Below are 26,484 nucleotides of genomic sequence, written 5' to 3'. Positions count from 1 at the left end.
CTTTAAATCAATGAATAGAGAGGATGTTTACTATGTTGAAAAAGTTAGGTAAAGCCGTTCGTTCCTTCTGGCGCTCGGAAAGCGGTCTAGGGACGCTTGAAGTGATTCTGATTATTGCGGTTGTTATTATTATTGCTCTTCTATTTAAAGATTGGATTATCCAGTTAATAGAGAAGTTAATGGGAAAAGCCGATGATGAAGCGGACAAAATTTTCTCCAACTAACCGAAAACGCAGCTTGCCGCAATGGCTTTGCCAAACGGAAGGGAGTTTTACGCTGGAATCCGCGCTGGTGTTCCCGGTTATCTTTCTGCTTATTCTTATGTTTCTCTTATTCAGCATGTATATCTATCAGAAAGCGGTGCTCTATTATTCCGCTTCCGAAACGGCGGAACGGGCTTCGTTCAGCTGGGATAACAGTCACCGCAATGCCCGTAACGGGATGCTGACAACCGGTCAGTATGACGGCTTGTACTGGCGGGTCAGCGGGGATTTCATGCTTGGCTCGTTGTTTGGAATAACGGCTGACCAGACGGATGTAACTTTGGAACTGCCAGGGGCGTGGGATACGGATAAGCTGGAGCTTGCAGGCACGAAGCTGCGTTCAGCATCGGCTTGGCTTACAGGCGATGCGGAGCTGCCGTTTCAAGGGAATATCGCTTACGCAAACAGCCTGCTCAAGCGGGAAGTATCGGTAAAGCTGATGCAGCCGGTGTCGCTTGCTCCGCTTGAGCTTACGCTCGGGCTGTCCGAGCCCAAGACGGTTGCGGCGGCCAGCATCGTTGATCCGGTTCAGTTTATCCGGGATGTCGATACAGTGCGGTATTACACCGCCAAATTCAGCAGCGGAACGTCGAAGCAGCAGGCTGGAAAAGCGCTGACGGCATACAGCGGCGGCGGGAAAGCAGGCAAGCCGTGAATAAGCCATCGACATCTTACGGTTCGATAACGATATTTTCGGCGGTTGTATTGTCGGGTCTGCTTCTATTCTCCGCGGTACTCATCGATTACGCAAGAATGGCGGTATTGCACAAGGTTACCGAGGATGCTGCCAGATCCGGCGTCCGTTCCGCTCTTTCCGCTTACGATAATCGGCTGTATGAACGGTATGGGCTGTTTGGGCGGGGAGGGACGGACAGCAATGACATTTTTGAACAGACGGTTCAGGCGAATTTGGGAACATCCTCCCGGCAGAAGGGAACCTTTAAGCTGGTACAGGCTGAGCTCCAATCGGCGCATATCGATAACGCGGAAGTATTGGGAAGGCACGAGGTGTTTTCCCGGCAGGTACTGGAAGAGATGAAATATAAAGCTCCGGTCGATTTCGCCTTGGAGCTGGCCTCCAAGTTTGCCCTGCTTTCCGGAGCAATGAAAGAAGCAACCGTTACGGTTAATATGCTGGAGGAGCTTCGGAAGCTGTATGACAAACGGGAGGAAAAGCTGGCTGCAGCTTTGCAGCTGCAACGCCAGGCCGCGGAAACCGTAGGCGGCATAGCGAACCTTATTCCGACAAAAGCGCTGGAGCTCGCCACAGGCACCGAGAATGCCGCTAGGCTTGCCGGCGATTACGCCCAGTACGCGAATTGGGTCATGACCGACCAACAGCTGGTTCAGCAAGGCAAGAAACCGAAATATTCGGATCAAATCGAGGCTTATGCGGAAAAAGCGAGAGGTTGGACTGACGGTATGTCCAAGGAGCTTAATAAGGCCAGGAAGCAGCATGATAAGCTGCAGCAGGAAGCGATCAAAGCTATCAACGAGGCTAAGCAGGTTAACGCGGACATGCAAAGCATCAAACAGGAGACGGCAAATGCTCCTTCTAACAGCAGTTATGACCGCGTAAATGGCAAAAATGTCGCGGGTGTCGATACCGATAGTCCCGTCATGGATACCGCGCCGGAAAACGATATGCAGGAGATCCGGAAGCTGGCGGATGAGCTTATTTTGCCTGACGGTTGGTTTGCCGAATATAACGGGGAGATTGCGGATCAGGCCACGTTGTTTGCTTCGCTGCAAATGGAAGCAGGAGGCTTTATTGCCAATCTGACAGCGGGCCTTGCCGTTCCCAATCTCTCCAACGAGCAGATCAAGGAGGGAGCCGTTAATCTTCGGATTGCTTATGAGCAGTATGAAGCGGCTTACGTACGCAAAGGCTCAAGTCTCGACGAGCGGGAGCAGAAGCTGGCCGATAAGGAGCTGAAAAAAGAACGTCAGGCACAAGAGGCAAAGGCAGGGGAGCTATGGTCCCAAGCTCGCCGCTTGCTTCACGGAATGACATCGGTTCCCCAGAGCGAGGAACATCTTCAAGTCATTCAGGATATCGAAAAGCGATATAAGAACAATCTTTTATTCAATCAGGAAGCTGCCGGCGCCGAAGCGGAAGGGCTTGCCCTCGCGCAGGATGCGCATGAGGAGGCGGAGGAAGCGGCATCCGCCATGAGCGGTTTGTTTGGCGGCATTGCCGATATGCTGGAGCAAACCAGAGACTCCGTCTATTTATCGGAATATACGGTTTCGCATTTTGCTTCCTTTGCGCCGCAAAATCTGAGGGCATTGCTTACAAGCGGCGATACGAACGAGCTTGCCCATGCCGTCGCATTCAGCAATCAGGAAGCGGAATATGTCATTTACGGGTTTCATAGTCCAACGGCGAATTTGGCCGCCGCTTATGGCGAATTAATCGGAGTTAGAATGGCGATCCGGACGATGGAAGGGTTGTCTGCCTGCCGGGCCGCCGCCCATCCCCTCCTGATCTTGTCATGTTCGGTTGCATACGGCCTGGAAAAAACAATGGAGGATATGGCCGCTTTTACCGAACGCGGAGCGGCTCCGTTATCCAAATATATAAACGTGGATGTTGCCTACACGGATTACCTGCGGTTGTTCATGCTGGTCCACGGGGGAGCCAACCGGCCTTCCGCTTTAGCCAGGATGATTGCCGTTATTGAACATAACGACGGGGTTACTTTGTCCAAGGTTCCGACTGCTTTAACGGGAGAAATAAAGGCCTCTGCCAGGCTGTGGTTTTTACCGGGCGTGATGGACATCGTCCAGCATTTTGGATCCTTGCAAGGAAAGGTTGTTGGCGGCAAGTATGAAACCGTTCAAACGATTGGCTGGTCTTATTAGGCGGCGTGGAAAAGCCGGGGGCGGCGAGAACGGCAGCATGGTGCTTGAGGCGGCGCTTGTCATGCCGCTGCTCCTGATGATCCTGCTGCTGTTCATTACGATGATCCGCTTATGCGCCGTGCAAATGGCCCTTCAATCTGCAGCGTCCCAGACGGTCCGGCAGATCGCGACGCATATTCGCCCAGCCGACCTAACCTTTCAAAAAGCTTCCTCTTCCATTCCCGATCTTGGTTTTATCGGTCTGAAGCTGCCCGATTGGGGAGGAGCAATAGCGAAGGAGGCGGCAGGGTGGCTGCCGGCTCCCGCAGACGCGTTAGCTTCGGCGGCTCTTGAAGGAAACTGGCAGCCGGTCACGGATGCGGCGACTACCGAGCTGGGGAGGACCGCCGTCGAGCCGCTGCTTCGGCAATTCGCGGATGAAGCGGTGCTGGAAAAGGAGCGCTTGGGCCTATCCCATCTGTCCTTGCCGGATCTGAAGGAAAAACAGGTGCCATATTTGACGATTGAAGCGGAATACGAGTTTCCTTTATCTTTGCCGTTCTTAAACAGAAAGATCGTATTGCGAGAGCAGGCATCCGAACGGGTTTGGGTCAGCGATGCGGCGCCTGCGAAGGAAGAAACCGCCGCTGCTGACGTAACGCCTATCCAGATCGTTTCCATTCAGCCGGTTCCGCTGCATCCCGGGAACAAAGCAACCGTTATAGCATTAACCTCTCCGGGTGCGTCAGCCTCGCTTACGGTCAATTATAAAAGCGGCACAAGCACGGCAAAGCATCTTGGCAGCGCAACGGCAGATGCAAACGGTTATGTGCAATGGACATGGCTGGTGTCCGGCAATACGACTCCGGGAACCTGGGAATTAACCGCAACCTCGGCGTCTGGAGAAACGGTGTCGATGCATTTTAACGTAACAAAGAAGGAGGACTCTCCGTCATGACGATACAGCTTTTGGCTGCAGGACTGCTCTTGCTTGCCGCATTGTATACCGATTTGAAATCGATGACTATTCCTAATCTGCTTACGGTTCCTTTTCTGGCAGGAGGATGTGTCTATGCCTTGTTCGCCGGTGGGGGTCACGGACTTTTTATCGCCGTCTACGGTGCGGCGGCAGGATTTGTTCCGCTGCTGATTCTTCATTTGGCAAAAGGAATCGGCGCGGGTGATGTTAAGCTGTTTGCTGCACTGGGAGCTTGGCTTGGCGCATTGGCCGTGCTCCAGCTTATGATGTACGCCATCTTGTACGCGGGGCTGGTGGGACTAGTCCTGCTAGTTTTCCATAGACCGTTTGCCAGAAAAATGACGTCGGGCATGTATACGTTCTTTTCCCTTCGTTTCGGAGGACGGCCGAATGCTTCTTCGTGGCTGGCATGGGCGAAAAATGGACGGACCTTTCCGTTTATGCTGGCGGTGGCCCCGGGAGCTTTAACTTTATGGATGATATCGGGTTAATCGAAAGGAGGAGTATTCGTGAGGCAGCCGTTCAGAATAGATTTTTCCATGAACCGAGGGCATGAAATGATTGTCGACCGGAAGGATGGCATTGTGCGGGATGAATTGGATGAGCTTGAACTGCAGATGCTGCAGTCGGGCAAAATTCCGCATCTCTTGCCAGTCGAATGGCTGGAGATCGACGGGTGCGTCACCTTCCGTTATGCCCTGGCAGGGCGAAAAATGCTGCTGCACCGCCTGCAGGTCCAGCCGCTTTCGATGGAGCAATTTTATACGCTTTTGCTTGGCGTCGTAGAAGCATTCGAGGAGTGCAAGCATTATATGCTGCGTCCCGAAGGCTGTCTGCTTGATGACCAATATTTGTTTGTAGGCGAACAGTTGAACGATATTTGCGTTGCTTATCTGCCTTTAAAGGACGGATTGCGTGACAGCGGATCAGGCGCAGGGGATCTGCTTTCTCTTGTAGTCAGGTGGACCGCGTATATTCGGGATATTGACGGAGTGGGCCTCCAACGTATCTTGCAGACGCTTAACGGCAGCAAATGGCCTCTATCCGAGCTAAGATCCGTTCTTCTCGGATTAATTGGGGATGCTTTTATCCAAGCAGGCCCGAAGCAGGCTCCGGAGCGTATTCCCGTCGTTTTTCCGGCAGTTGCTTTAGCTGACAGTGAAGCAGACGATATCGTTCCAAAGGCAAGTTGCGAAGCAAAGCCGCGAGCTGCTGGTTTAAAGCCAGCGGCAAAAGCGGCATCTGCGCCAACCGCTCAAGACATTCCGCTTGTGGAGATGGAGGATCAGGATTCCGATGCGGCAAGAAAAAAATTATGGGTAACGGCAGCTGTTGTGGCCATAGCCGTTGCTTGCGTATGGAAATATATTTATTTATCCTCGCATTCCCGAAGCAGCCTCTATATATGTCTAGGCTTAACCTTTATGGGAATAGCCGCTCTTTATATGGTTTGGTCGCGCAGGCTTCCGGCCGGACTGCTTGCCAAGGAAGGGGACGGAGATGGAGAAGAGGATTTTGTTCCGGAATCCCGGCCGCTAGGCATGTGGCCGCGGTATGAGGATATTGAGCATGAAGAGATGGTACCGGTGATTCGAAAGGAAGCGGAACTCCACCCCCATGCAGGCAATACGGCTGATCTTCGCAGCCAACCGGCAATGGCGGAAGCGACGGTACTGCTGGCAGAGAAGGACATGGACCCTGCCGGACCGAAAGGTCAGGCCTTATACCGGGAGTGGGCAGGCGGCAGTTCCTGGATCGAGTGGCAGGATGAGACGTTTACGATAGGCCGGTTAGGAGAGCAGGTTAGCTATGAGGAAGAAGCCCATGGCATTTCCAGGCTTCATCTGGAGCTTGCACGGGACGGCGGAGCTTACCTCGCGAAGGATTTGGGATCGCGAAACGGAAGCGTGTTGAACGGCGAGGTTATGATTCCGTATAAGTCCTATCCGTTTAGCGCGGGGGATGTTATTCAGCTGGCCGGCAGCAACGGGCCCAAATACGAACTGAAGACGAGAGGTTAACCTCTCGTCTTCGGCTTGTTCTGCTTTTATTTTATGTTTGGCTTATTTCCTTCATTGCGCTTTCGATCGTCGGGTATTTGAACGCAAAGCCGTTTTCCAAGGCTTTGCGAGGCAAGGCGCGTTGCCCTTCGAGAAGCAGGGAGGACATTTCTCCGAGTACGGCCTTTAACAGAAAGGCTGGTGTTGGCAGCCAATGCGGACGTCCAAAAGCCTTCCCTAACGCGCGTCCGAATCGGTCGTTCGTAACCGGTTCGGGAGCCGAGGCATTTACAGGCCCCTCAATTTCACGGTGATCCATGCAGAACAAAATCAGCCGGACCAGATCCTCCAGATGAATCCACGACAGCCATTGCGAACCGCTTCCAAGCCGCCCCCCGGCGAATAGCCGGTGAGGCAGACTCATCAAGGGGAACGCGCCGCCGGTCCGGTTAAGCACGACGCCTACCCGCAGCTTAACCAGTCTTTTTACGGGGATGGAATCAGCAGCTTTCTCCCACTGCTCCACAACGCCGGACAAAAAGTCGGTTACCTTCATCGGACTGTCTTCCGTAAACGTAGCCGTTAACGAGTTGCCGTATGCAGAAATGCCGGAGGCGTTAATCACGGCCTCCGGCTTGGTATTCAGTTCGGTTACAAGCTTGGCAATACGCGCTGCGGCAACTATCCGGGATTGAAGAACACGCTGCTTGGAAGCTTCGGTCCAACGCTGGTTAATGCTTTCGCCGGCCAGATTTACGATCATATCCGTGCCCTCCAGCCGCTGAGGCGATGCGGCAAGCTCGTCCCATGTCATATGATGGAGCTTAGCATTCCGAGGTGAAGCGGAAGCCGTTCCTTTCCTGGATACGACAGTAACTTCATCGCCCCGTTCAAGCAGTGCCTTCACCAGCGCCCGGCCAACAAAGCCGGTTCCTCCCGTTACCGCAACGCGCATTGTTCATCCGTCCTTCATTAGGATTTGACTTCGAGCTTCTTCAGGAAATATTGCGTTACATCGCCGCTGACCTTTTCGGTATAGTCGAACTGTACCTTTGTGTCCGGCGGTATGCTGTTAATCTTGTCCGTCAGATCGTCCGTAAATTGAAGCACCATCGGTCCATCGTGCAGGTCGATTTCAACCGAGGTTGTGTCGGCTTGTCCGACAAAGACGCCTTCGTTTGTCTTAACGGCGCTGTCATCGGGCGCTGCGCTTGCATCCGTATCCGGCGAAGCCGTTCCCGTATCCGCCACTCCGTTGTTTTGCCCTTCGGACTGGCTATTTCCCGTATTATTGTCAGTTGTATTATTGCTTGTGTTCTCCGGAGAAGCGTTGGCCGGTTGTTCAACCGACGAGCCTTGTTCATTGCCGTTTGAATTGGCTTTGTCCGAACCGCATGCCGATGCGGTCATCATCACCGCGAGCAATACGGCGCTTGCCGCGATTAAGCTGCTCTTCTTTTTCGTTTTCATAGTTGTCATAGAAGCACCTCCTGAAAGCATTAGCTGAAAAATGAACATACAAACAGCCGTGTACAAGCTGTTTATATGTTTTATAACGAAATAATCGGTTTAAGGTTCCAATAGATTTGTAAACACTATTCATAAGGATTAAACAATGGGCTGCCCTGTACTGAAGCAGCCCGTTGCTCTTTTGTTTATTTATTGAGCAAATGCCGATAGGGATCGTAGTCGATTCCCTTGCGTTCCAGGAAAGAAACAAGGCTTCGATAGTCACGCTTAGGCGTTGCGCGTATGTATCCTTCGATGCAGTGATCCCGCGTTACTTCCGAAGCTCCGTTGTCAATGGCGACCTGACCGATTTTCGCGGCAATGGAATGCTTGGCGATATCTCGGAATGCGGACGGAACGGGAGAGACAAGCTCGTCCAGAAATCCTTTTGATTCGTCGGTCCACATGCTGCGGCTCCGTTCGACCCAGTAGTTTTGCCAGTCCAGCTTAGACTTGCCGTCTCGCTGAGGCAGCACCTTCAAAAACTTGCGGAACATGAAGAAACCGCCGATGGCCATAGCGCCGACCATTACGACCGCCCAGAAAATGATGAAAAACATAAACCAATCGGGAGCTGATTTCATACTGTACCTTCACCTCAGGAAGAATTATACCGTATTCCTAGATTTATTTCGACATTCCTTGTAAAATAAGGGTTGATCAACCGAAAGGGGCGTTTAAAAGATGTTGAAAATCGGTTCCCATGTATCATTTTCGGACAAGGGGCTGCTTACCGCGGCCAAAGAAGCCGTATCCTACGGTTCCAGCTCGTTTATGATTTATACCGGCGCACCGCAGAATACACGGAGAAAGCCAATCGAAACTTTATATATTGAAGAAGGCAAACAAATGATGGAACAGGCAGGCATCAACGAGATTGTCGTGCATGCGCCTTACATCATTAACCTGGGCTCCTATAAGGACGACACCTTTGAGCTTGCCGTCCGCTTCCTTCAGGAGGAAATCCGCCGCACCGATTATATCGGAGTGCGCAATATCGTTCTGCATCCGGGCGCCTATACGGACAAGGATGCCGAGTACGGCATCGCCCGCATTGCCGAAGGCTTGAACGAAGTATTGGAAGGCACAAAAGATACGAACGTTAACATCGCTCTCGAGACGATGGCCGGCAAAGGTACGGAGATCGGCCGCAGCTTCGATGAGCTTGCTCAAATTATCGATAAAGTGCAGAATAACGACCGTTTGACGGTATGCATGGATACCTGCCACATGCACGATGCGGGTTACGATCTTATCAATGATCTGGACGGCGTGCTGCAAAAATTCGACCAGACCGTTGGACTTGACCGCGTTGCGGTTGTCCATGTCAATGACAGCAAAAACCCGGTAGGCGCGGGCAAAGACCGACATGCTCCCGTAGGTGCCGGCTGGCTTGGACATGAGGCGATTCATAGAATCGTTCATCACGAAGCTCTGGCGGGCCGTCCGTTTATTTTGGAAACGCCATGGATCGGCAAGGATGACAAGAAGCAGTTCCCGATGTACGAAGCGGAAATCGCGCTGCTCCGCGGCGATGCGATGGAGCGCTTTGGCGAGTCGTTCTTCGACCATGTAGAACGTCTGCATCACTTCTATGGCAAGCAGGAAATTGATCCTCGCCAGTTCGTATTATCGACCTGGGACGTTCTGAAGAACGATGCCAAGGCGAAAAAAGCGGATCCGCGCGAGCCAATGGAGCGCCTGTTCGATCTTCTGGCCGAAAGCGACGCGCTTCCGGGCGATTTGACCGAAGAACAAATCAACAAACGGATTACGGCATGGTTTGCCGGAAAGCAATTGCTTAAAACGGTATAACAATGCTTTAAGATAACCATTGCAAAAGGAAGGAAGTTTTAACGTTTATGTCTTCATCTACTACTGAGTCGCGCAGCGGACGCGCGCGCATGCTGATCTCATGCCCGGACAGACCGGGTATCGTGGCGGCGGTTTCGCATTTCTTGTACGAGCATGGTGCGAACATTGTACAATCGGACCAATACACGATGGATCCGGAAGGCGGCATGTTCTTTATCCGCTTTGAATTCGATTTGAACGATATGGACAAGGAGCTTCCGATTCTTGTTGAAGATTTCGCCCGCGTGGCGGACCGCTTCGATATGAAATGGCATACGTTCCGCGCGAGCCGCAAGAAACGTCTTGCGATCTTTGTTTCCAAGGAAGACCATTGCCTGATGGAGCTTCTGTGGCAGTGGAAAGCGGGCGATCTGGACGCGGATATTGCGATGGTCGTGAGCAACCACCCGGATATGAAGGACATGGTCGAGTCGTTCGGCATTCCTTACCACCATATTCCGGTTACTGCGGATACCAAGGCGGAAGCGGAGCGCAAGCAGATGGAGATCGTTGCGGACAAGGCCGATCTGATTGTTCTTGCCCGTTACATGCAGATCATCTCGCCGAAATTCATCGAGCAGTTCCCGAACCGCATTATCAATATCCACCATTCCTTCCTTCCGGCCTTTGTTGGCGGCAAGCCTTATGCGCAAGCTTATAATCGTGGTGTTAAAATCATCGGCGCAACGGCACATTATGTAACGGAGGAACTCGACGGCGGTCCGATTATCGAACAAGACGTTCAGCGCGTCAGCCACCGCGACAATGTAGAGGAATTGAAACGAATCGGGCGCACAATCGAACGGGTTGTTCTCGCGCGTGCCGTGAAATGGCATACCGAAGACCGAATTATTGTGCATCAGAACAAAACGGTCGTTTTCAATTAATCCAATAAATGCTCTAGCCTTTCTCCATTTTAAGGATGGCAAACGGGTTTTCGGAATGGTACAATATTCAAAGCCTTTGCGCTACAACTCGCGCTATATCCAGATATATAGAGAGAGACAGAGCAATTTTAAACAGGAATTAGGAGGAAGTAAGAAATGACAGTTACACAAAAATCGATTGAACAGCTGTCGATCGACACGATCCGTACGCTGGCAATCGACTCCATCGAGAAAGCAAAATCCGGACACCCAGGCATGCCAATGGGCGCAGCTCCAATGGGCTACCAACTGTTCGCGAAAAACATGACGCATAATCCGTCGAACCCGACTTGGATTAACCGCGACCGTTTCGTTCTGTCCGCAGGACACGGTTCGATGCTGCTTTACAGCCTGCTCCACCTGAGCGGTTACGATCTTCCTCTGGAAGAGCTGCAAAACTTCCGTCAATGGGGCTCCCTGACTCCGGGTCACCCGGAATTCGGCCACACGGCTGGCGTTGACGCAACAACCGGTCCGCTTGGACAAGGCGTTGCTATGGCTGTAGGTATGGCGATGGCAGAAGCTCATCTGGCTGCTACTTACAACAAAGAAGGCTTTGATGTTGTTAACCACTTCACATACTCCATTTGCGGCGACGGCGACTTGATGGAAGGCATCTCCCATGAAGCGGCTTCCTTCGCAGGCCACCTGAAGCTTGGCAAATTGGTTGTTCTATACGATTCGAACGATATCTCCCTTGACGGCGCGCTTGACCTGTCGTACTCCGAGAGCGTTCAAAAACGTTTCGAAGGCTATGGCTGGCAAGTTCTTCGCGTTGAAGACGGCAACGACCTGAACGCTTTGACTAAAGCAATCGCTGAAGCGCAAGCGGAAACAGGCAAACCGACTTTGATCGAAGTTAAAACCGTTATCGGCTACGGCAGCCCTAACAAAGGCGGCAAAGGCGGACATGCGGGTCCTCACGGTTCCCCGCTGGGTGCTGACGAGACTAAGCTGACTAAACAATTCTACGGCTGGAACGAAGAGCATCAATTCCATGTTCCGGACGAAGTTCGCGCTCACTTTGCTGAAGTGAAGCAGAACGGCGAGAAAGCAAACGCTGCTTGGAACGAGCAGTTTGAAGCTTACAAAAAAGCATACCCAGAGCTTGCAGCTCAATTCGAGCTGGCGACTTCCGGTCAATTGCCTGAAGGCTGGGATAAAGACCTGCCTAAATACACGACGGAAGACAAGCCGCTCTCGACTCGCGTAGCTTCGGGTAACGCTCTGAACGGTCTTGTTCACAACGTACCTGCTCTGGCTGGCGGTTCCGCTGACCTTGAGAGCTCGACAATGACTCACCTGAAAGGCTTGGCACAATTCAAACCGGGCAGCTACGACGGCCGCAACATCTACTACGGCGTTCGTGAGTTCGGTATGGCTGCAGCTATGAACGGCATGAGCCTGCATGGCGGCATGAAAGTATTCGGCGGTACGTTCTTCGTATTTACCGACTACCTGCGTCCGGCAATTCGTCTGGCAGCTATCATGAAACAACCGGTTACTTATGTTCTGACGCATGACTCGATCGCCGTTGGCGAAGACGGTCCTACGCATGAACCAATCGAGCAGCTGGCTTCGATCCGCATCATTCCTGACTTGACGGTTATTCGTCCTGCTGACGCAAACGAAACTTCCGCAGCTTGGGCTTATGCCGTTGAGAACCAAAGCAATCCGGTAGCGCTTGTTCTGACTCGTCAAAACCTGCCTGTACTGGAAGGTACGGTTGAAGGCGTTCGCGAGAACCTGAAGCGTGGCGCGTATGTGGTATCCGATGCTGCAAACGGTGCAGCACAGGCTCAGATCATCGCTACAGGATCCGAGGTTCAACTGGCTGTTGCGGCTCAAAAAGCACTCGCTGAAGAGGGCATCCAAGTTCGCGTAATCAGCATGCCAAGCTGGGATCTGTTCGATAAACAAGATCAAGCATACAAAGATTCCGTTATCCTGCCTGAAGTTAAAGCTCGCGTTGCTGTCGAAATGGCTCATCCGTTCGGTTGGGATCGTTTCGTTGGCGACAAAGGCGTGGTTATCGGTATCGATCGCTTTGGCGCATCCGCACCTGGCGACCGCGTAATCAAAGAGTACGGCTTCACTGTTGAGAACGTAGTAAGCAAAGTGAAATCGGTACTGTAATTTAATAAGCTATTTGGCGTAGAGGAGCTAACCATTCAATGTCGCAATTTGAAAACGTAACGGTTGTCAAAGAAGCTAATGTTTACTTTGACGGCAAAGTAACTAGCCGCGCTGTTCTGTTCGCGGACGGCACGAAAAAAACGCTTGGCATTATGCTTCCTGGCGACTACGAGTTCGGCACGGACTGCATTGAGATTATGGAAATTTTGGCTGGCGACCTGAAGGTGCTGCTCCCTGGCGAAACAGAGTGGGTACACATTCAAGGCAAAGGTGAGTTCACCGTTCCGGCCAACACGAAGTTCAAGCTTCAAGTAGCGGCTGTATCCGACTACTGCTGCTCTTACATCTACGAATAGCATTGGTTGAAAAAGGGGCCGTCCCATTCGTCATAAATATGACGAATGGGACGGCCCCTTTGTATTTAGGTTAAACAGCAAACTGTGCAATGTTCTTCCGATCGCCATTGCTCAGGGATTCCTTTGAATCAACGAGGTATGGTTGGAATCCCTTCACAAAAGCGAACGCTTGAAAGCTTTCTGCAAGAAAGCTGCTTCGCAAGCATAAACACTGCTTCTACAGAATCATTAAAATGCTCCGTTTGCCATTAACCTGTTCATTTCAAAGGCAAGAAGGGATTAAAAAAGTGGCCATGCAAGGAACTGCATGGCCATAATTAATTACACTTTTTTATTACTGCTTATCGCCGATCTTACGGCCGATCCATTGCTCGTAGGCTTGCGTCACGCTGCTCATGTCGAGCTCGCCGAGACCCATGGAGTCTCCGATTTGGAATAGGCTTTTTGCCGCTTCCAGCATTGGCGTAGGCACCTTCAGGCCATCCGACAGCACGGAGGAGAGGCGGAGATCCTTCAGCATAAGCGCGAGGGAGAATTGGACATCATAATCGCTGGCAAGCACTTTCTCGCCCTTCAGCTCGGCTGTACGGCTTGCTGCGCCGCCCGATTGGACAAGCTCGAGGAACGCGCTGCCATTGATGCCGCCGCTTGCCGCGATCGCCATGCCTTCAGCCAGGGCTGCCATATTGATGCCAACGATGGTGTTATGCGCAAGCTTTGCGGTTGCGCCGCTGCCGTTAGCGCCCATGTAGATCACCTTGCGGCCCATAGCGGTCAGAACCGTCTCGACCTCTTTCAGGGTCTTCTCGGGACCGCCAACCATAAAGGTCAACGTGCCGCCTTCAGCCGCCGGCTTGCTGCCCGTAACCGGAGCATCAAGGAAAGATGCGCCTTTCGACTCTGCTGTTTCCGTAAGCTCTAGAGCGAGGGATGGAGAAATCGTGCTGCTGTCAATCAGGATGGTGCCCGGACGGACTGCGTCAAAAATCCCGTTTTCCCCATAATAAACTTCGCGGATCGCCGCGTCGTTGCTGATCATCGTGATCACGATTTCGGCTTCGCGCACAGCGTCGGCCGGTGTTGCGGCTTCGTTTGCCCCGCAAGCGATAAGCTCGCCGGCTTTGCCGGCTGTCCGGTTGTACACTTTAACCTCAAAGCCGCTGCGAAGCAGGTTCGCAGCCATGCCGTAACCCATCACGCCAAGACCGATAAATCCGATTTTTTTCATGTACAGTTCCCTCCAGTGTATCTTTAAGTTCTAAGTATTAATCACTTTTATCTTCTATCATAGCTTAGATTCGAGCGGAATGAAACTTGCCCGGCTGTCGAAGGCAGACGCGGCCGTTCTCGCTTGGTTAGCTCCATAATGCATCAAGCCATAAAAGCTTTTACTAATCATTATAGATAATCTTCATACCTTTTTCATGGTTTGTTGCTTGTTTTTCAAATCTAAATCCGATATTCTAAAGGCTAAGTAAGACAGGTAATTGAAAAACAGTATCAGGGAGGCCTTTCTTTCATGAGTAAAACGGTAAAATTCGATTACACTAAAGCCCTTGGCTTTATTGGACAACATGAAATCGACAATTTGTCGGAACAAGTTCGTATCGCCCACGAACAATTACATAATGGTACTGGCGCAGGCTCCGACTACCTCGGTTGGATTGACCTGCCTAACAATTATGACAAAGAAGAATTCGCCCGCATCAAGCAATCCGCGGAGAAAATCAAATCCGATTCCGAAGTGCTGGTTGTTATCGGCATCGGCGGTTCTTACCTTGGCGCGCGCGCAGCAATCGAAATGCTTTCGAACTCCTTCTACAACCTGCAAACAAAAGAACAGCGCAAAACTCCGCAAGTTCTGTTCGCGGGCAACAACATCAGCTCGACTTACGTGACGCATCTGCTTCAATTGCTGGATGGCCGCGATTGGTCGATCAACGTGATCTCCAAATCCGGCACAACTACCGAGCCGGCTATCGCGTTCCGTATCTTCCGCGAAGCTCTCGAGAGCAAATACGGCAAAGAAGCAGCACGCAAGCGTATATACGCAACAACGGACCAAGCAAAAGGCGCCCTGAAGAAGCTGGCGAGCGAAGAAGGCTACGAGTCGTTTGTTATCCCTGACGATGTCGGCGGCCGTTATTCCGTTCTGACAGCGGTAGGACTTCTGCCAATCGCCGTTGCAGGTGTCGACATCGACGCCATGATGCAAGGCGCGGCAGACGCATCGAAGGAATACAGCAACCCGAACCTCGCGGAAAACGAGGCTTATCAATACGCTGCAGCGCGCAACGCGCTCTACCGCAAAGGCAAAGTAACGGAAATCCTCGTGAACTACGAGCCTAACCTGCACTTTGTATCCGAGTGGTGGAAGCAGCTCTTCGGCGAAAGCGAAGGCAAAGATTACAAAGGCATCTATCCGGCATCCGTCGATTTTTCGACAGACCTGCACTCGATGGGCCAATTCATCCAAGAGGGCAATCGCAATATCTTTGAAACGGTTATCCAAGTAAACGAGGTTGCCGAGCACATCACCATTGGCAACGATCCTGCTGACCTCGACGGATTGAACTTCCTGACAGGCAAAACGATGGACTTCGTTAACAAAAAAGCATTCCAAGGTACGCTTCTGGCTCATACGGACGGACAAGTACCTAACTTTATCGTGAACATCGCCGACATGACGCCTTATACGTTTGGTTACATGGTTTACTTCTTCGAGAAAGCCTGCGGCATCAGCGGCTACCTGTCGGGCGTGAATCCGTTCGACCAACCGGGCGTAGAGGCGTACAAACGCAATATGTTCGCGCTGCTTGGCAAACCAGGCTACGAGAAAGAAAAGGCTGAGCTCGAAGCTCGTCTGTAATGCTGGAGCGTTATTCTACGGTTAGAGGTCCGGGCAGCGAAGAGGTCGTTATCAAGAAGTCCCGTTTTATCGGCTACGCAAAGCCGGTGGAGACGGAAGAGGAAGCCGTTTCGTTCATCGATGAGATCAAACGGCTTCATCGGGCTGCCACCCATAACTGCTCGGCTTATGTAGTCGGGGAACGCGATCAGCATCAGAAAGCCTCCGATGACGGTGAACCTAGCGGGACGGCCGGCAAGCCAATCCTTGAGGTCATCAAGCATAAAGGTTTAAAAAACGTTGCGGTTGTGGTTACCCGTTATTTCGGCGGGATTATGCTTGGTGCCGGCGGTCTGGTCCGTGCTTATACGGACGGCGCGGTAGCGGGCATCGAAGCAGCCGGCGAAATCGTGAAGGTGCTGCACCGGGAAGTTTTTGTTGACGTGGACTATATGTGGTACGGCAAAGTGGAGAATGAGCTCCACGGCCGGGGCACTCGTCTTGGCGGCACTGAATTTACGGATCGCGTTACGGTGAAATGCCTTCCCGTCGTATCGGAGGCCGACGCTTTTGTGGCTTGGATAACCGATTTGACGCAAGGACAAGCCGTCATTACGGAAGGCGAAGAGCTTTATTATATCGAAGGCGAATAAGAAAAGCCGCCCGTTGTCTTGGCTAAAAGACAGCAGGCGGCTTTTTGCTATTTTCTAAGGAATGTTATTACAGCAAAAATGGACAGTCCAATTACGCATAAAATGTAAATATGGGATTGACTAGACCAGTTGTTCTCTGCTAAATTTAGAATACCAAGTGATCTAATAGGAATTGTGTATTTACTATTGATTAAGGTTTAGCAAACACCTACGGTTCGAACCGGTGGTTTGGAGGTCATAAGCAGCATGAATGTCATGTTTCGCAGCAAGTGGTGGAGCTTCGGATTTCGGAGCGCGATTATGCTCTACTTTATTGTTTTAATTGTACTTCCCATTATCGGAATTTATACGCAGTCGGTATCCAGAGGTTTTGTTCCCTTCTGGGAGAGTATATCGGATCCCCTGGCATGGAAGGCCGTGCTGCTGACCATTAAGCTGGCGCTTATCGCAACCGTCATTAACGTGCTGCTGGGTTCGATGATCGGATGGGTACTAATCCGTTACCGTTTTCCTGGAAGAAGGATTTTGAACAGCTTGGTTGACCTGCCGTTTGCTCTTCCGACAGCCGTAACCGGGCTTATGATTTTGCTTTTGCTTGGCCCAGGGAGCTTTGTTGGCGAGCTGGCTTCGAAGATGGGCTTTACGATTGTATTCCATCAGCCGGCGATTGTGATCGCCATGGTCTTTGTAACTTTTCCGTTTGTGATCCGGGCGGTTCAACCGCTGCTCGAGGAGATCGACAAATCGGAAGAAGAAGCCGCCTATACGATGGGCGCAAGCAAATTCCGTACCTTTTTTAGCGTCATCTATCCTTCCATGCTGCCGGGAGTAATCAGCGGTGCGATGCTGGCTTTCTCAAGAGCATTAGCGGAGTTCGGGGCCGTTGTACTGGTAGCGGGCAATATCCCGGGCAAGACGCTGATTGCCGCCGTTTATATTTTTGGAGAAATTGAGAGTGACAATCCGCAAGGGGCTGCAGCGGTTTCGGTATTGCTGCTGACGCTTTCGTTTATCATTTTATGGACGGTCAACCTGATTCAATCGAGGAGGCCGGGGAAATGACAATTAGACGAACGTGGATTGGTCTTACTTATATCGTTTTTACCTTATTGCTGATTATTCCGCTTATCGAGATCTTCACGGGCTCGTGGGCGGACGGCTGGAGCGGCTTTGTTGAAGGGTTAACCCGCAAGCAATCGCTTCATGCTTTGCAGATGACGGCTATTATCGTAGTCGTTGTAACGGCTATTAACACCGTGTTTGGCGTTATGCTGGCGCTTTATCTGGTTCGCGCCCATTGGATCGGACCCCGCATGAAGCGGCTGCTCAACAGCATCGTGGATTTGCCGTTTGCCGTATCGCCCGTTATCGGCGGTTTGATGATTGTTCTTTTATTAGGTCCTAATACCGTAATCGGTTCATTTTTCGAGGATACAGGCTTTAAAGTCGTTTACGCCCTGCCGGGGATGATTCTTGCTTCCCTGTTCGTGACGTTCCCGCTGATGGTGCGCGAGGTGCTGCCGGTGCTTCAGGAGATTGGCGCCCAGCAGGAGGAAGCGGCCTCTACTCTAGGCGCGTACTCGTGGTATACATTCTGGAAGGTGACTTGGCCGTCTATCCGCTGGGGCGTTATTTACGGCGTTGTACTGACGGTGGCAAGAACGCTAGGCGAGTTTGGAGCGGTGCTTGTCGTATCGGGCAATATTATGAACAAGACGCAGACGGCTACCACGCTCGTGTATCAGGATGTCGAGAATTTTAACGTTGTAGAAGCAAACGGCGTAGCCCTTGTGCTTGCCGTATTCTCCGTAGGCCTTCTCCTATTAATGGAATGGGCGAAAAAACGAAAGGAAGTGCATTAAGCCATGCATATTGAAGTTCGTAACTTGAGCAAGAGCTTTGGCGATTTCCACGCCGTGCAGGACGTCAGCTTCGAGATTGAAAAAGGTCATCTGATCGGGCTTCTTGGTCCAAGCGGCGGCGGCAAAACGTCGATTCTTCGTATGCTGGCTGGCCTTGAAACGCCAACTTCCGGGGATATTCTGTTCCATGGAAAGCGGGTTAACGATCTGCCCCCGCAGGAGCGCGGAATCGGCTTCGTATTCCAGAACTATGCTTTGTTCAAGCATATGACCGTATATGACAACATTGCTTTTGGGCTGAAGGTAAAAAAGCAGTCCAAAGAGCAAATCCGCGAGCGCGTATCTACGCTGGTTGAGCTGACGGGTCTCAAGGGCTTCGAGCACCGTTACGTGCATCAGCTGTCCGGCGGACAACGGCAGCGCGTCGCTTTCGCCCGCGCCCTTGCTCCCGAGCCGCAGCTGCTGCTGCTTGACGAGCCGTTTGCCGCTATTGACGCCAAAATTCGTACCGAGCTGCGGACTTGGCTGAAAGAAATGATCGAGCGCGTAGGCATCACTTCCATCTTTGTCACCCATGACCAGGACGAAGCGATTGAAGTCGCGGACGAGATCATGATCATCGGCAAAGGCAAGCTGGAGCAGAAGGGCACGCCTTGGGAAATTTACAAAAATCCGCAAACGCCGTTTGTCGCAAGCTTTATTGGTGAATCGACGATCGTGGAGGACGTTAAAGTCCTAAAAGGCTTTGACGCCGCATTGTCCTTCCCGGGAACAAAAGCTCTCATCCGTCCCGAATATATCGAGATTGGCAAGCCGGGCGAGATTCGCCTGCAGTCCGCGTCCGTAAACGCAACGGTGAAAGCCCTGCATTTCCGCGGCAGCGAGTGGATGGTCGAGCTGCTCGTGGACAACGTAAAGCTTATTACGTACCGTTCGCTGGAGAAGGAAGTGCTGCAGCCTGGCGAGCAGGTTAGCGTGCTTGTCCATCGCGCGTACCTCTTCAACGATAACGACAGCTGGATTATGGAAAACAGCCTGAAGGTTGACCCCATGCCGATTCATATCTAAGTACTCATCTTAGTAGAAAGAGTTGTATACGAACATGAATATAAATCGAAGAGCAAGCCGGCGGATTGCCGTACTGCTCCTGGCCGTACTGCTGATTATAACAGCAGGCTGCGGCAAGGAGGAGACGAAGCAGCCCGCCGAGTCTACCGCACAAGACGGTGATGTAACGCTTGTCATCGGTGCCTACTCCGTAGTGAAGGATGCGTTCAGCGAGATTTTGCCGCAATTCCAGGCCTATTGGAAAGAGAAGACAGGTCAGAAGGTTGTATTCCAGGAATCGTATGAAGCTTCGGGGACGCAGGCACGCGCCATAGCCGGAGGCTTCGAGGCGGATGTCGCGATTCTGGCGATGGAAGGCGATCTGGATAAAATCTCGGACGCAGGCTTCATTACGCATGATTGGAAGTCGCAGCCGAATAAAGGCTTGATTACGAGATCGATTGTTGTCCTCGGGACCAGAGAAGGCAACCCCAAAGGCATTAAGGACTGGGATGATCTCACCCGCAAAGGCGTAAAGGTTCTCTATCCGAATCCAAAGACATCCGGCGGCGCGCAATGGGATATCAACGCGATCTACGGAGCAGGGCTCAAGAAGTCGGAGGAAGAGACGGGGACAAAGGATCCGGCTTTTGCCAAAAAATATTTGGAGTCGATTCATAAGAACGTGGAGTCTCTCGATAAGAGCGGGCGCGCTTCCATGGCGGCTTTCGAATACGGCGTTGGCGATGTTATCGTTACTTACGAGAATGAACTGCTTGGCCGCATAATGAATGGCGTTAAGTATGACATCGTTGTTCCGAAGAACACGATCCTGATCGAGAACCCGGCTGCCGTCGTGGATAAAAACGTCGATAAACACGGTTCGCGCAAAGTAGCCGAAGCGTTTATCTCGTATCTGCAAAGCGAGGAAGCGCAGCGTACGTTCGTCAAATACGGCTTCCGTTCGGTCGATGATAAGGTAGCCGAAGAGTCTAAGGATAAGTATGTCGTACCGGAAGGGCTGTTCGATATTTCCTATCTGGGCGGCTGGAAGGAAGTCCGTCAGAATCTCTATTCGAAAAAAGGCATCTGGTATCAGGTGCTTGCGGGAATTTAAAACGCAACAAAAAACTCCATGGTGGAAGCGCCGCTTCCCCGTGGAGTTTTTCTTTGTTTTATTCGGCGGCTGGCTGCAGGACGAATTTCTCAATGACGTGACGAACGCCTTCTTCGTTATTCGTCAGCGTAATATAATCCGCGATTTCCTTTAGCTTAGGCGTGGCGTTGCCCATTGCGACGCCAAGACCGGCTGCTTCAATCATTTCGTGGTCATTCCACGCATCGCCAATCGCGATGGTCTGCTCGACTCCGCAGCCCAAATGCTCGGCCATAAACCGAAGCGCATGGCCTTTTGTGCCTTCCTTGTGCATAAACTCGAGGTAATGAGGCTTGGATTTCGTAATATGGACCCGGTCGCCAATAATAGGCTTTAACTCTTCGGCGAGCTGATCCAGATAGGCCGGATCATCGATGATAAGCATTTTATTGTTAGGCTTGTCGAGCAAAGCTTCGAAATCCTCGGCTACGACATACGGGATATTCGTCAGCGTGGAATAGTTGACCGCTTTCTCGTTGGCTTCCTTCACGTATAAAATATCGTCCGCATACAGCTGCAAATGGAGGCCTCGCTGCTCGGTGATCGCGTACAGCTCCTTCGCCGCATCCTGCGGCACGCAGCGCTCGTAGAGCACTTTCCCATCCAGGAGCGTCTTCACAAGCGAGCCCTGATAAGTAATAATCGGAACGTTCAACTGGATCTGATCCGCGATTTTTTTGGCCGAAGCATACATCCGTCCCGTGGCCAGGGTAACGGTTACGCCTAACGCAATGGCTTCCTCCATCGCCTTTTTCGTGCCTTCGGTCACGATTAACTCGTCATTAAGAAGCGTATCATCGACATCGATTGCAATTAATTTGTACATGTCTCTCTCTCCTGTCTCTATTCGTCCAACAAAAGCTAGGTTGATTGTAGCGAAAAATATAGCCGGCTTCAACCCTATACCCCAACGGATTACCCCGCCCATTTGCTCAGCGTACCCCAAATAAGCTACATTAGAATACAGAACATCAGTCATAGTCAGGAGTGACCCATAGTGAAAGAAATCTCGAATGAGGCAGCGAAGCAGCGGATTATAACGTTTGCGGTTATTGGCGCATTACTATTTACGATTATCGGATTTATTCTTGGCTGGCTCTGGATGGAAGTGAGGTATCCGATGCTGAAGGAGCCTGCGTTCCGTAATTTTACGGTGTCCTACAACACCATTATGGATAAATACTTAAACGGCGCGAAGTCGGAGGATCTCATTAACGGCGCCTCCCAAGGCATGCTTGCTTCGCTGGGCGATCCTTACTCCAGATATTTGGTCAAGGAGCAGGGCAGCGCTTATACGCAAGGCTACGAAGGAGAATTCTCCGGAGTGGGCATTACCCTTCAGGAAGCGGACGGCAAGTTTATCGTGGCCAGCGTGACGGAAGGAGCGCCGGCAGAGCGCGAAGGCGTTCACGCGGGGGATGAGATCGTTGGCGTGAACGGGACCTCGATTAAAGGCAAAGAGTACGATGATGTCATTACCGTTCTGCGAGGAGATGCCGGTACGAAGGTGAAGCTGTCCCTTCAACGGGGAGACGTTGCGAAGCCGATCGAGGTGGAGCTGACTAGGGAAGCGATTGCGGTACATACGGTAACGTCGGAAATGCTCAGCGGCGGCATCGGGCACGTAACGATCACGAAGTTCGGGGAGAAGACGGATGACGAGTTCAAGACCGAAATCGGGAAGCTGCAAAAGGAAGGGATGAAGAAGCTGCTGCTTGATCTTCGTTCCAATCCGGGCGGCCTGCTGCAATCCACGATCCAGATTGCGAATATGCTAGTGCCTAAGGATAAAGTCATTCTGGAGGTTGTCTACAAAAATCACACGAATACGGTTACTTACCGCTCGAAGCAGGAGAAGCCATGGACGATTCCGATCGTTGTCCTGGTGAACGGTCAATCCGCAAGCGCCAGCGAGGTGCTGACGGCAGCGCTCAAGGAATCCGCGGGCGCAACGGTGGTTGGGGAGAAAACCTTCGGCAAAGGCATCGTGCAGACCTTCCAGCAGTTCAAGGACAAATCGGTGCTTAGCCTGACGGAAGCCCAATGGAAAACGCCGGGGGGCACCTGGATCCATAAGCAGGGCGTAACACCGGATGTAACGGTAGCTCTGCCGGCCTTCGCAAGCCTCAGCCAGCTTCCGTTCGGAACGGAGCTTAAGACCGGAAGCTTCGGGGACAACGTCAAGACGCTCCAGCTGATGCTGCAGGAGCTCGGATACGCGCCGGTTGGAGATATCGGCTTGTTTAACGAGCAGACCGCTGATGCGTTAAGCCGCTTCCAGAAGGATAATAAGCTGGGGGCAACCGGCACGTTTAACGACATGACGGGTTACCGGATACTCGAGTTATTAAGCGACAAGCTGAAGGAAGAGGATACGCAGCTTCACAAAGGGATCGAAATTTTGAACAGTAAATAAGTCCGCCGAATTCGCTATTGACAACGGGAATGATAATTATTATCATTCATAGAGGAAAGTATTACACCGTTGCGCAGCGAGGTGAGCCGGCATGAAGAAGATCAAATATTGCACCCGGAATTTAAAGAACGGAACCAAGCCTGTTTACAAGGCGATGAAGAACAAGTATCCGGACATAAAGATGAAGAAGAAGGACTGTCTTGGCAACTGCAGAACGTGCAAACGCGAGAGCTTTGCGATGATTAAATCCAGAAGCATCTGCGCTTCGAGCCCGGACCAGTTGTATAAGGAATTGAAGAAATTGATCGGGTAACCAAATATTTTGGATAATTTTGCATGGGACGGCTTTTGCCGTCCTTTCTGTTTATGTTAGAATAAAACCAAACACGAAAAAGAGGTGCATAAGCGATGAATGATAAATTAGCGGAAGCGCTTAATGAGCAGATGAATTTTGAATTTTATTCGGCGCATGTGTATCTTGCAATGGCAGCCTATTGCTCCGGCGAAAGTCTCGATGGATTCGCGAACTTCTTCATTATCCAAGCTGAGGAAGAGCGTTTCCATGGTATGAAAATATACAAATTCCTGAATGACCGCGGACGCCGCGCTACGCTTTCCGCGCTTGGCGAGCCTAAGAACGAATACGAGTCCATGCTTGACGCCTTCCAGCATGGCTACGCGCATGAACAGCAAAATACGAAGCGCTTCTACAACCTGGCGGATCTTGCGCTTAATGACCGCGAGCACGCAACGATGTACTTCCTGAAATGGTTCATCGATGAGCAGGTTGAAGAAGAAGCATTGTTCGATAACATTATCCAGAAGCTGAAGCGCATTGATAAGGACAGCAACGCCTTCTACATGCTGGACGCGGAATTCGCGCAGCGTACGTTTGTAGCTCCGGCAGAATAATAGACATCATGAGAAAACGGGACCTGGCAGCATAACTGACAGGTCCCGTTTTTTTATGGTTACAAGATGGAGGAATGGAATGTTTATCGCACAACGTATTTTGGGATATGCGGCTATATTATTCGGTCTTCTGATTTCCTTTTCGGGACAAATCGGAGAGGGCGGGATGTTCGCCGCCGCCGGTTTTGTGCTTGTCTCGCTAGCCGAGCTCGTCAGGCTGCAGCAAGGAATGTACCATCTGGCCTTAGGTCTGCCGCTCAAAAATGAGCAGATTCATAAAATACTTAGACGAACCCCGCCGGTCAAAGTGACCTCAACGACCTTGTCGATTCATCCCTTTAATGAGACCGAATATCCGCTGCTGGAGCTTCAAGGGGAATCCTATTTGCGGGTAAAAGCCTTTATTCCTTATATCGAGCAGTCCGAAACGGAGTACCGGTTCACCTTCCCGGAATCGGCGCTTGTCCTGCTCATTTGCGACCCCCGTTATAGTCATGGAAGCCGCTTGTTCCAATATAATGACCAAGTATTCGTCAAGCTGTCGGCGTTGCCTCTTTCGGTACAGAAGGAAGGGGATCGGCTACGGGTTGAGATCGCAGCCCCGAAGCATTAACTATAAGCATGAATAATGAAAGACGATACCGCCGCGGGCTTGCCGCGGTAATAAGCGGGGGAGCTGATATACAGCTCCTCTTCCGCCCTTGTGACGGCTACATAGGCGAGCCGCCGTTCCTCTTCCATCGCAGCTTCCCCGACATTATCGCCAGCCTGAATAGCGCTTCGGTCGCTGTTCTTCTCCGCGGTAATCGCCGAGCTATGCGGCAGTATCCCTTCGGATACGCCGCACACAAAGACGACCGGAAACTCCAGCCCCTTGGACTTGTGAATGGTCATAAAATTGACCGCGTCGGCATTGCTGCTGTCCAGCTTCATCCGTTTCATCTCTTCATGTTTCGACGCAATCTCGTCGATAAAAGCAAGGAAAGCCGTTATGCCGTCAAACCGTTTGGCTGAAGCCTCCAGCTCGTCCAGCATTTCCTTCAGGGAATCCTTATGCTCGGTTAAGGCCGGTCCGTTTTTGTTAGCTTCAATAAATTGATCGTAGAATTCCATGCGAAGCCGGCGGATCGCCGCCTCCGGCTTCAGCTTCTCCAGGGAACGGATCAGCTTGATCCGTTCTTTTATTTTATCCTGATGGAAAGACTTAATCTCAGGATACCGGGTTAGATGGATAAGCGGCCATTTCTTAGCCTGCTTCTTATCCTCATTCCATATAAACGCCATCGCCTGATCCGGCCGGACATACATCGTGGCAAGCATCGCTTCCATCGCGTCAAAGTTGCGGCGGTCGACGGACAAGCGAAGATGGGCGATAACCGGCTTAATGACCCATTGCTCGTACAGCGATTCGCCGCTGCCGTAGTCGATAAACGGGACCTGGCGGATAACCAGTTGATCAAATATCGCCCGGCTGCTGCTGGCAGTCCGGAATAGGATCGCAAAATCGCGGAACGAGCGGCCTTTTTTCTCCTTCTGCTGAAGCAGCGTATTCACGATCAGATCCGCTTCGTCGTCGCTGTTGCCGGGTCTCGCATACACGGGCGGAAGGCCATGGGGCTTTGCCGTCAGCAAGGTTTTGCTGCGCCGCTGCTTATTATGGCGGATAACGGCGTTGCCTAGGCCAACGATGCCGGAGCCGGAGCGGTAATTGACGTCGAGAATAATGTTTTTGGCGCCGGGGAACTGCTTCTCGAAGTTCAGGATATAATCGTTGCGCGCTCCGTTAAAGGAGTAGATCGTCTGATCGTCATCGCCCACCACCATCAGATTCCGGTGCGGCTGAACGAGAAGCTTGATGATCTCGTACTGAATCGTATTGGTGTCCTGGAATTCATCGATCATGACATAGCGGAACCGGTTCTGCAGCATGGCGAGCAGGTTCTCGTCCTGCTTGAGCAGCTGGTACGCTTCGAGCAGCATGTCATCGTAATCGATTAAGTCCAATTGGCGTTTCCATTCTTCATAACTGGTAAAGATAAGCTTAAGCTGCCGGTCCTCTTCCGTTTTCTCGGGAAGGTCCGGAACGGCAATCATCTGCATTTTATAAGACGACAGCAGGGTTATAAGCGTCTCCGGCTGGTACGTCTCATGCAAATTGCGTTCGCGCAGCAGCCGTTTGAAGTAAATCTGCTTGCGTCCGGCTTCGCCCAGAATATTTTGCTTGTAGCCGCGCCTGCGCAGCATAAGAAGACAAAACGAATGGAAGGTTCGGGCTTCAATCTTGGCTGCGGCTCCTTGTCCGATATTCGGCAGCTGGCTGATTCGTTGCTTCATTTCGTCGGCTGCTTTTTTGGAGAAGGTCATAAGCAGAAGCTGCTGGGGCGGGATGCCGCGGACGGACAGCATGTATCCGGTCCGGCAGACGAGGACGGAGGTTTTGCCCGAGCCTGCGCCGGCCAGTGTCAGAATGGGGCCATCGATATGGCGCACCGCAGAGATCTGCCTCTGGTTCAACCGAATCCCTTGGCTCTCCAAAGCGCGGAAATAGAAGGCGTCCTTGTCGGAAGGAGGGACCAGCTGCTCGCTTGTATCCGCGGAAGCAGGGGCGGCCGGTGTATAATTTTTATTAACAACGCCGTACGGGCGTTTGTAATAGATCTTATTGTTGGAATTTGTTGCATTGTTCATTGTCTATAATCACCTGTTGTCGATTATAGCATGAT

At 51.7% G+C, this 26,484-nt stretch carries 26 protein-coding genes; 20 read left to right on the top strand and 6 right to left on the bottom strand.

The genetic code is table 11. The annotated features are described in order from the left end of the window. Nucleotides 1-32 precede the first annotated feature (32 nt). The 6 genes from PGL01S_RS01925 to PGL01S_RS01900 are packed head-to-tail and all read left to right on the top strand — an operon-like array spanning nt 33 to nt 6,107. Nucleotides 33-224: a Flp1 family type IVb pilin gene (locus tag PGL01S_RS01925; protein ID WP_127490866.1), complete on the top strand. Its 192-nt coding sequence runs from the start codon at nt 33-35 to the stop codon at nt 222-224. Further along, nucleotides 193-918 carry a TadE/TadG family type IV pilus assembly protein gene (locus PGL01S_RS01920; RefSeq protein WP_127490865.1) on the top strand — a complete coding sequence of 242 codons (726 nt, stop codon included), beginning with the start codon at nt 193-195 and terminating at the stop codon, nt 916-918. The genes PGL01S_RS01925 and PGL01S_RS01920 overlap by 32 nt, the downstream gene beginning before the upstream one ends. Next, nucleotides 915-3,128: a hypothetical protein gene (locus tag PGL01S_RS01915; protein ID WP_127490864.1), complete on the top strand. Its 2,214-nt coding sequence runs from the start codon at nt 915-917 to the stop codon at nt 3,126-3,128. The genes PGL01S_RS01920 and PGL01S_RS01915 overlap by 4 nt, the downstream gene beginning before the upstream one ends. Then, nucleotides 3,094-4,065, top strand: a complete 972-nt coding sequence (locus PGL01S_RS01910; protein ID WP_127490863.1) for a TadE/TadG family type IV pilus assembly protein — start codon at nt 3,094-3,096, stop codon at nt 4,063-4,065. The genes PGL01S_RS01915 and PGL01S_RS01910 overlap by 35 nt, the downstream gene beginning before the upstream one ends. Further along, complete coding sequence (locus tag PGL01S_RS01905; protein WP_127490862.1) at nt 4,062-4,577, top strand: A24 family peptidase; 516 nt, start codon at nt 4,062-4,064, stop codon at nt 4,575-4,577. The genes PGL01S_RS01910 and PGL01S_RS01905 overlap by 4 nt, the downstream gene beginning before the upstream one ends. A gap of 18 nt (nt 4,578-4,595) precedes the next feature. Then, on the top strand, nt 4,596-6,107 hold the full coding sequence (locus tag PGL01S_RS01900) for a DUF6382 domain-containing protein (RefSeq protein WP_127490861.1): 1,512 nt from the start codon (nt 4,596-4,598) through the stop codon (nt 6,105-6,107). A gap of 31 nt (nt 6,108-6,138) precedes the next feature. Here the strand turns inward: PGL01S_RS01900 and PGL01S_RS01895 are convergent, their stop codons facing one another. The 3 genes from PGL01S_RS01895 to PGL01S_RS01885 form a co-directional block, all read right to left on the bottom strand. Next, nucleotides 6,139-7,041, bottom strand: coding sequence for a TIGR01777 family oxidoreductase (locus tag PGL01S_RS01895; RefSeq protein ID WP_127490860.1), 903 nt, complete (start codon nt 7,039-7,041; stop codon nt 6,139-6,141). 17 nt (nt 7,042-7,058) lie between these two features. Further along, complete coding sequence (locus tag PGL01S_RS01890) at nt 7,059-7,565, bottom strand: LytA/YqiH family protein (protein ID WP_127490859.1); 507 nt, start codon at nt 7,563-7,565, stop codon at nt 7,059-7,061. A gap of 176 nt (nt 7,566-7,741) precedes the next feature. Then, on the bottom strand, nt 7,742-8,179 hold the full coding sequence (locus tag PGL01S_RS01885) for a DUF2621 domain-containing protein (RefSeq protein ID WP_015842874.1): 438 nt from the start codon (nt 8,177-8,179) through the stop codon (nt 7,742-7,744). A gap of 100 nt (nt 8,180-8,279) precedes the next feature. On the opposite strand from PGL01S_RS01885, the gene PGL01S_RS01880 reads away from it, so the two are divergent. From PGL01S_RS01880 to ppnP, 4 genes are all read left to right on the top strand, one after another. Next, nucleotides 8,280-9,410 carry a deoxyribonuclease IV gene (locus PGL01S_RS01880; protein WP_127490858.1) on the top strand — a complete coding sequence of 377 codons (1,131 nt, stop codon included), beginning with the start codon at nt 8,280-8,282 and terminating at the stop codon, nt 9,408-9,410. Between the two features lie 47 nt (nt 9,411-9,457). After that, on the top strand, nt 9,458-10,336 hold the full coding sequence (gene purU / locus PGL01S_RS01875) for a formyltetrahydrofolate deformylase (protein WP_127490857.1): 879 nt from the start codon (nt 9,458-9,460) through the stop codon (nt 10,334-10,336). 156 nt (nt 10,337-10,492) lie between these two features. Further along, a complete protein-coding gene (tkt, locus tag PGL01S_RS01870; protein WP_127490856.1) occupies nt 10,493-12,511 on the top strand; it encodes a transketolase in 2,019 nt (672 codons plus the stop codon). A gap of 38 nt (nt 12,512-12,549) precedes the next feature. After that, on the top strand, nt 12,550-12,867 hold the full coding sequence (gene ppnP, locus PGL01S_RS01865; protein ID WP_015842878.1) for a pyrimidine/purine nucleoside phosphorylase: 318 nt from the start codon (nt 12,550-12,552) through the stop codon (nt 12,865-12,867). A gap of 334 nt (nt 12,868-13,201) precedes the next feature. Here the strand turns inward: ppnP and PGL01S_RS01860 are convergent, their stop codons facing one another. Next, nucleotides 13,202-14,116 (bottom strand): NAD(P)-dependent oxidoreductase, encoded by a 915-nt coding sequence (locus tag PGL01S_RS01860; protein ID WP_373312756.1) that lies wholly within the window; start codon nt 14,114-14,116, stop codon nt 13,202-13,204. A 270-nt stretch (nt 14,117-14,386) separates the two neighbouring features. On the opposite strand from PGL01S_RS01860, the gene PGL01S_RS01855 reads away from it, so the two are divergent. The 6 genes from PGL01S_RS01855 (at nt 14,387) to PGL01S_RS01830 (ending at nt 20,394) form a co-directional block, all read left to right on the top strand. Then, entirely contained in the window at nt 14,387-15,736 is a 1,350-nt protein-coding gene (locus PGL01S_RS01855) for a glucose-6-phosphate isomerase (RefSeq protein ID WP_127490854.1), read from the top strand. Continuing rightward, nucleotides 15,736-16,368, top strand: coding sequence for a YigZ family protein (locus tag PGL01S_RS01850; protein ID WP_127490853.1), 633 nt, complete (start codon nt 15,736-15,738; stop codon nt 16,366-16,368). The genes PGL01S_RS01855 and PGL01S_RS01850 overlap by 1 nt, the downstream gene beginning before the upstream one ends. Before the next feature lie 246 nt (nt 16,369-16,614). Further along, on the top strand, nt 16,615-17,430 hold the full coding sequence (cysT, locus tag PGL01S_RS01845) for a sulfate ABC transporter permease subunit CysT (protein WP_015842882.1): 816 nt from the start codon (nt 16,615-16,617) through the stop codon (nt 17,428-17,430). Between the two features lie 2 nt (nt 17,431-17,432). Further along, nucleotides 17,433-18,230: a sulfate ABC transporter permease subunit gene (locus PGL01S_RS01840; RefSeq protein ID WP_127491085.1), complete on the top strand. Its 798-nt coding sequence runs from the start codon at nt 17,433-17,435 to the stop codon at nt 18,228-18,230. Nucleotides 18,231-18,233: 3 nt separating this feature from the next. Continuing rightward, nucleotides 18,234-19,298 carry a sulfate/molybdate ABC transporter ATP-binding protein gene (locus tag PGL01S_RS01835; protein ID WP_127490852.1) on the top strand — a complete coding sequence of 355 codons (1,065 nt, stop codon included), beginning with the start codon at nt 18,234-18,236 and terminating at the stop codon, nt 19,296-19,298. Nucleotides 19,299-19,332: 34 nt separating this feature from the next. Beyond that, on the top strand, nt 19,333-20,394 hold the full coding sequence (locus PGL01S_RS01830) for a sulfate ABC transporter substrate-binding protein (RefSeq protein WP_127490851.1): 1,062 nt from the start codon (nt 19,333-19,335) through the stop codon (nt 20,392-20,394). Between the two features lie 58 nt (nt 20,395-20,452). On the opposite strand, the gene PGL01S_RS01825 is transcribed toward PGL01S_RS01830, so the two are convergent. Further along, entirely contained in the window at nt 20,453-21,259 is an 807-nt protein-coding gene (locus PGL01S_RS01825; protein ID WP_127490850.1) for a Cof-type HAD-IIB family hydrolase, read from the bottom strand. Nucleotides 21,260-21,430: 171 nt separating this feature from the next. Between PGL01S_RS01825 and PGL01S_RS01820 the strand changes: the two genes are divergently transcribed. The 4 genes from PGL01S_RS01820 (at nt 21,431) to PGL01S_RS01805 (ending at nt 24,374) form a co-directional block, all read left to right on the top strand. Continuing rightward, nucleotides 21,431-22,849 carry a S41 family peptidase gene (locus tag PGL01S_RS01820; RefSeq protein ID WP_127490849.1) on the top strand — a complete coding sequence of 473 codons (1,419 nt, stop codon included), beginning with the start codon at nt 21,431-21,433 and terminating at the stop codon, nt 22,847-22,849. Between the two features lie 91 nt (nt 22,850-22,940). Continuing rightward, complete coding sequence (locus PGL01S_RS01815) at nt 22,941-23,162, top strand: DUF1450 domain-containing protein (RefSeq protein ID WP_015842888.1); 222 nt, start codon at nt 22,941-22,943, stop codon at nt 23,160-23,162. Nucleotides 23,163-23,257: 95 nt separating this feature from the next. Further along, nucleotides 23,258-23,761, top strand: a complete 504-nt coding sequence (locus tag PGL01S_RS01810; RefSeq protein ID WP_127490848.1) for a ferritin — start codon at nt 23,258-23,260, stop codon at nt 23,759-23,761. A gap of 79 nt (nt 23,762-23,840) precedes the next feature. Next, nucleotides 23,841-24,374, top strand: coding sequence for a hypothetical protein (locus tag PGL01S_RS01805; RefSeq protein ID WP_127490847.1), 534 nt, complete (start codon nt 23,841-23,843; stop codon nt 24,372-24,374). Here the strand turns inward: PGL01S_RS01805 and PGL01S_RS01800 are convergent. Continuing rightward, complete coding sequence (locus PGL01S_RS01800; RefSeq protein ID WP_127490846.1) at nt 24,371-26,449, bottom strand: ATP-dependent helicase; 2,079 nt, start codon at nt 26,447-26,449, stop codon at nt 24,371-24,373. The genes PGL01S_RS01805 and PGL01S_RS01800 overlap by 4 nt on opposite strands. Nucleotides 26,450-26,484 lie beyond the last annotated feature (35 nt).

The sequence above is a fragment of the Paenibacillus glycanilyticus NBRC 16618 genome, assembly GCF_004000805.1.
GTDB classification, from domain to species: domain Bacteria; phylum Bacillota; class Bacilli; order Paenibacillales; family Paenibacillaceae; genus Pristimantibacillus; species Pristimantibacillus glycanilyticus.
This window is presented reverse-complemented; position numbering and strand designations above follow the sequence as displayed.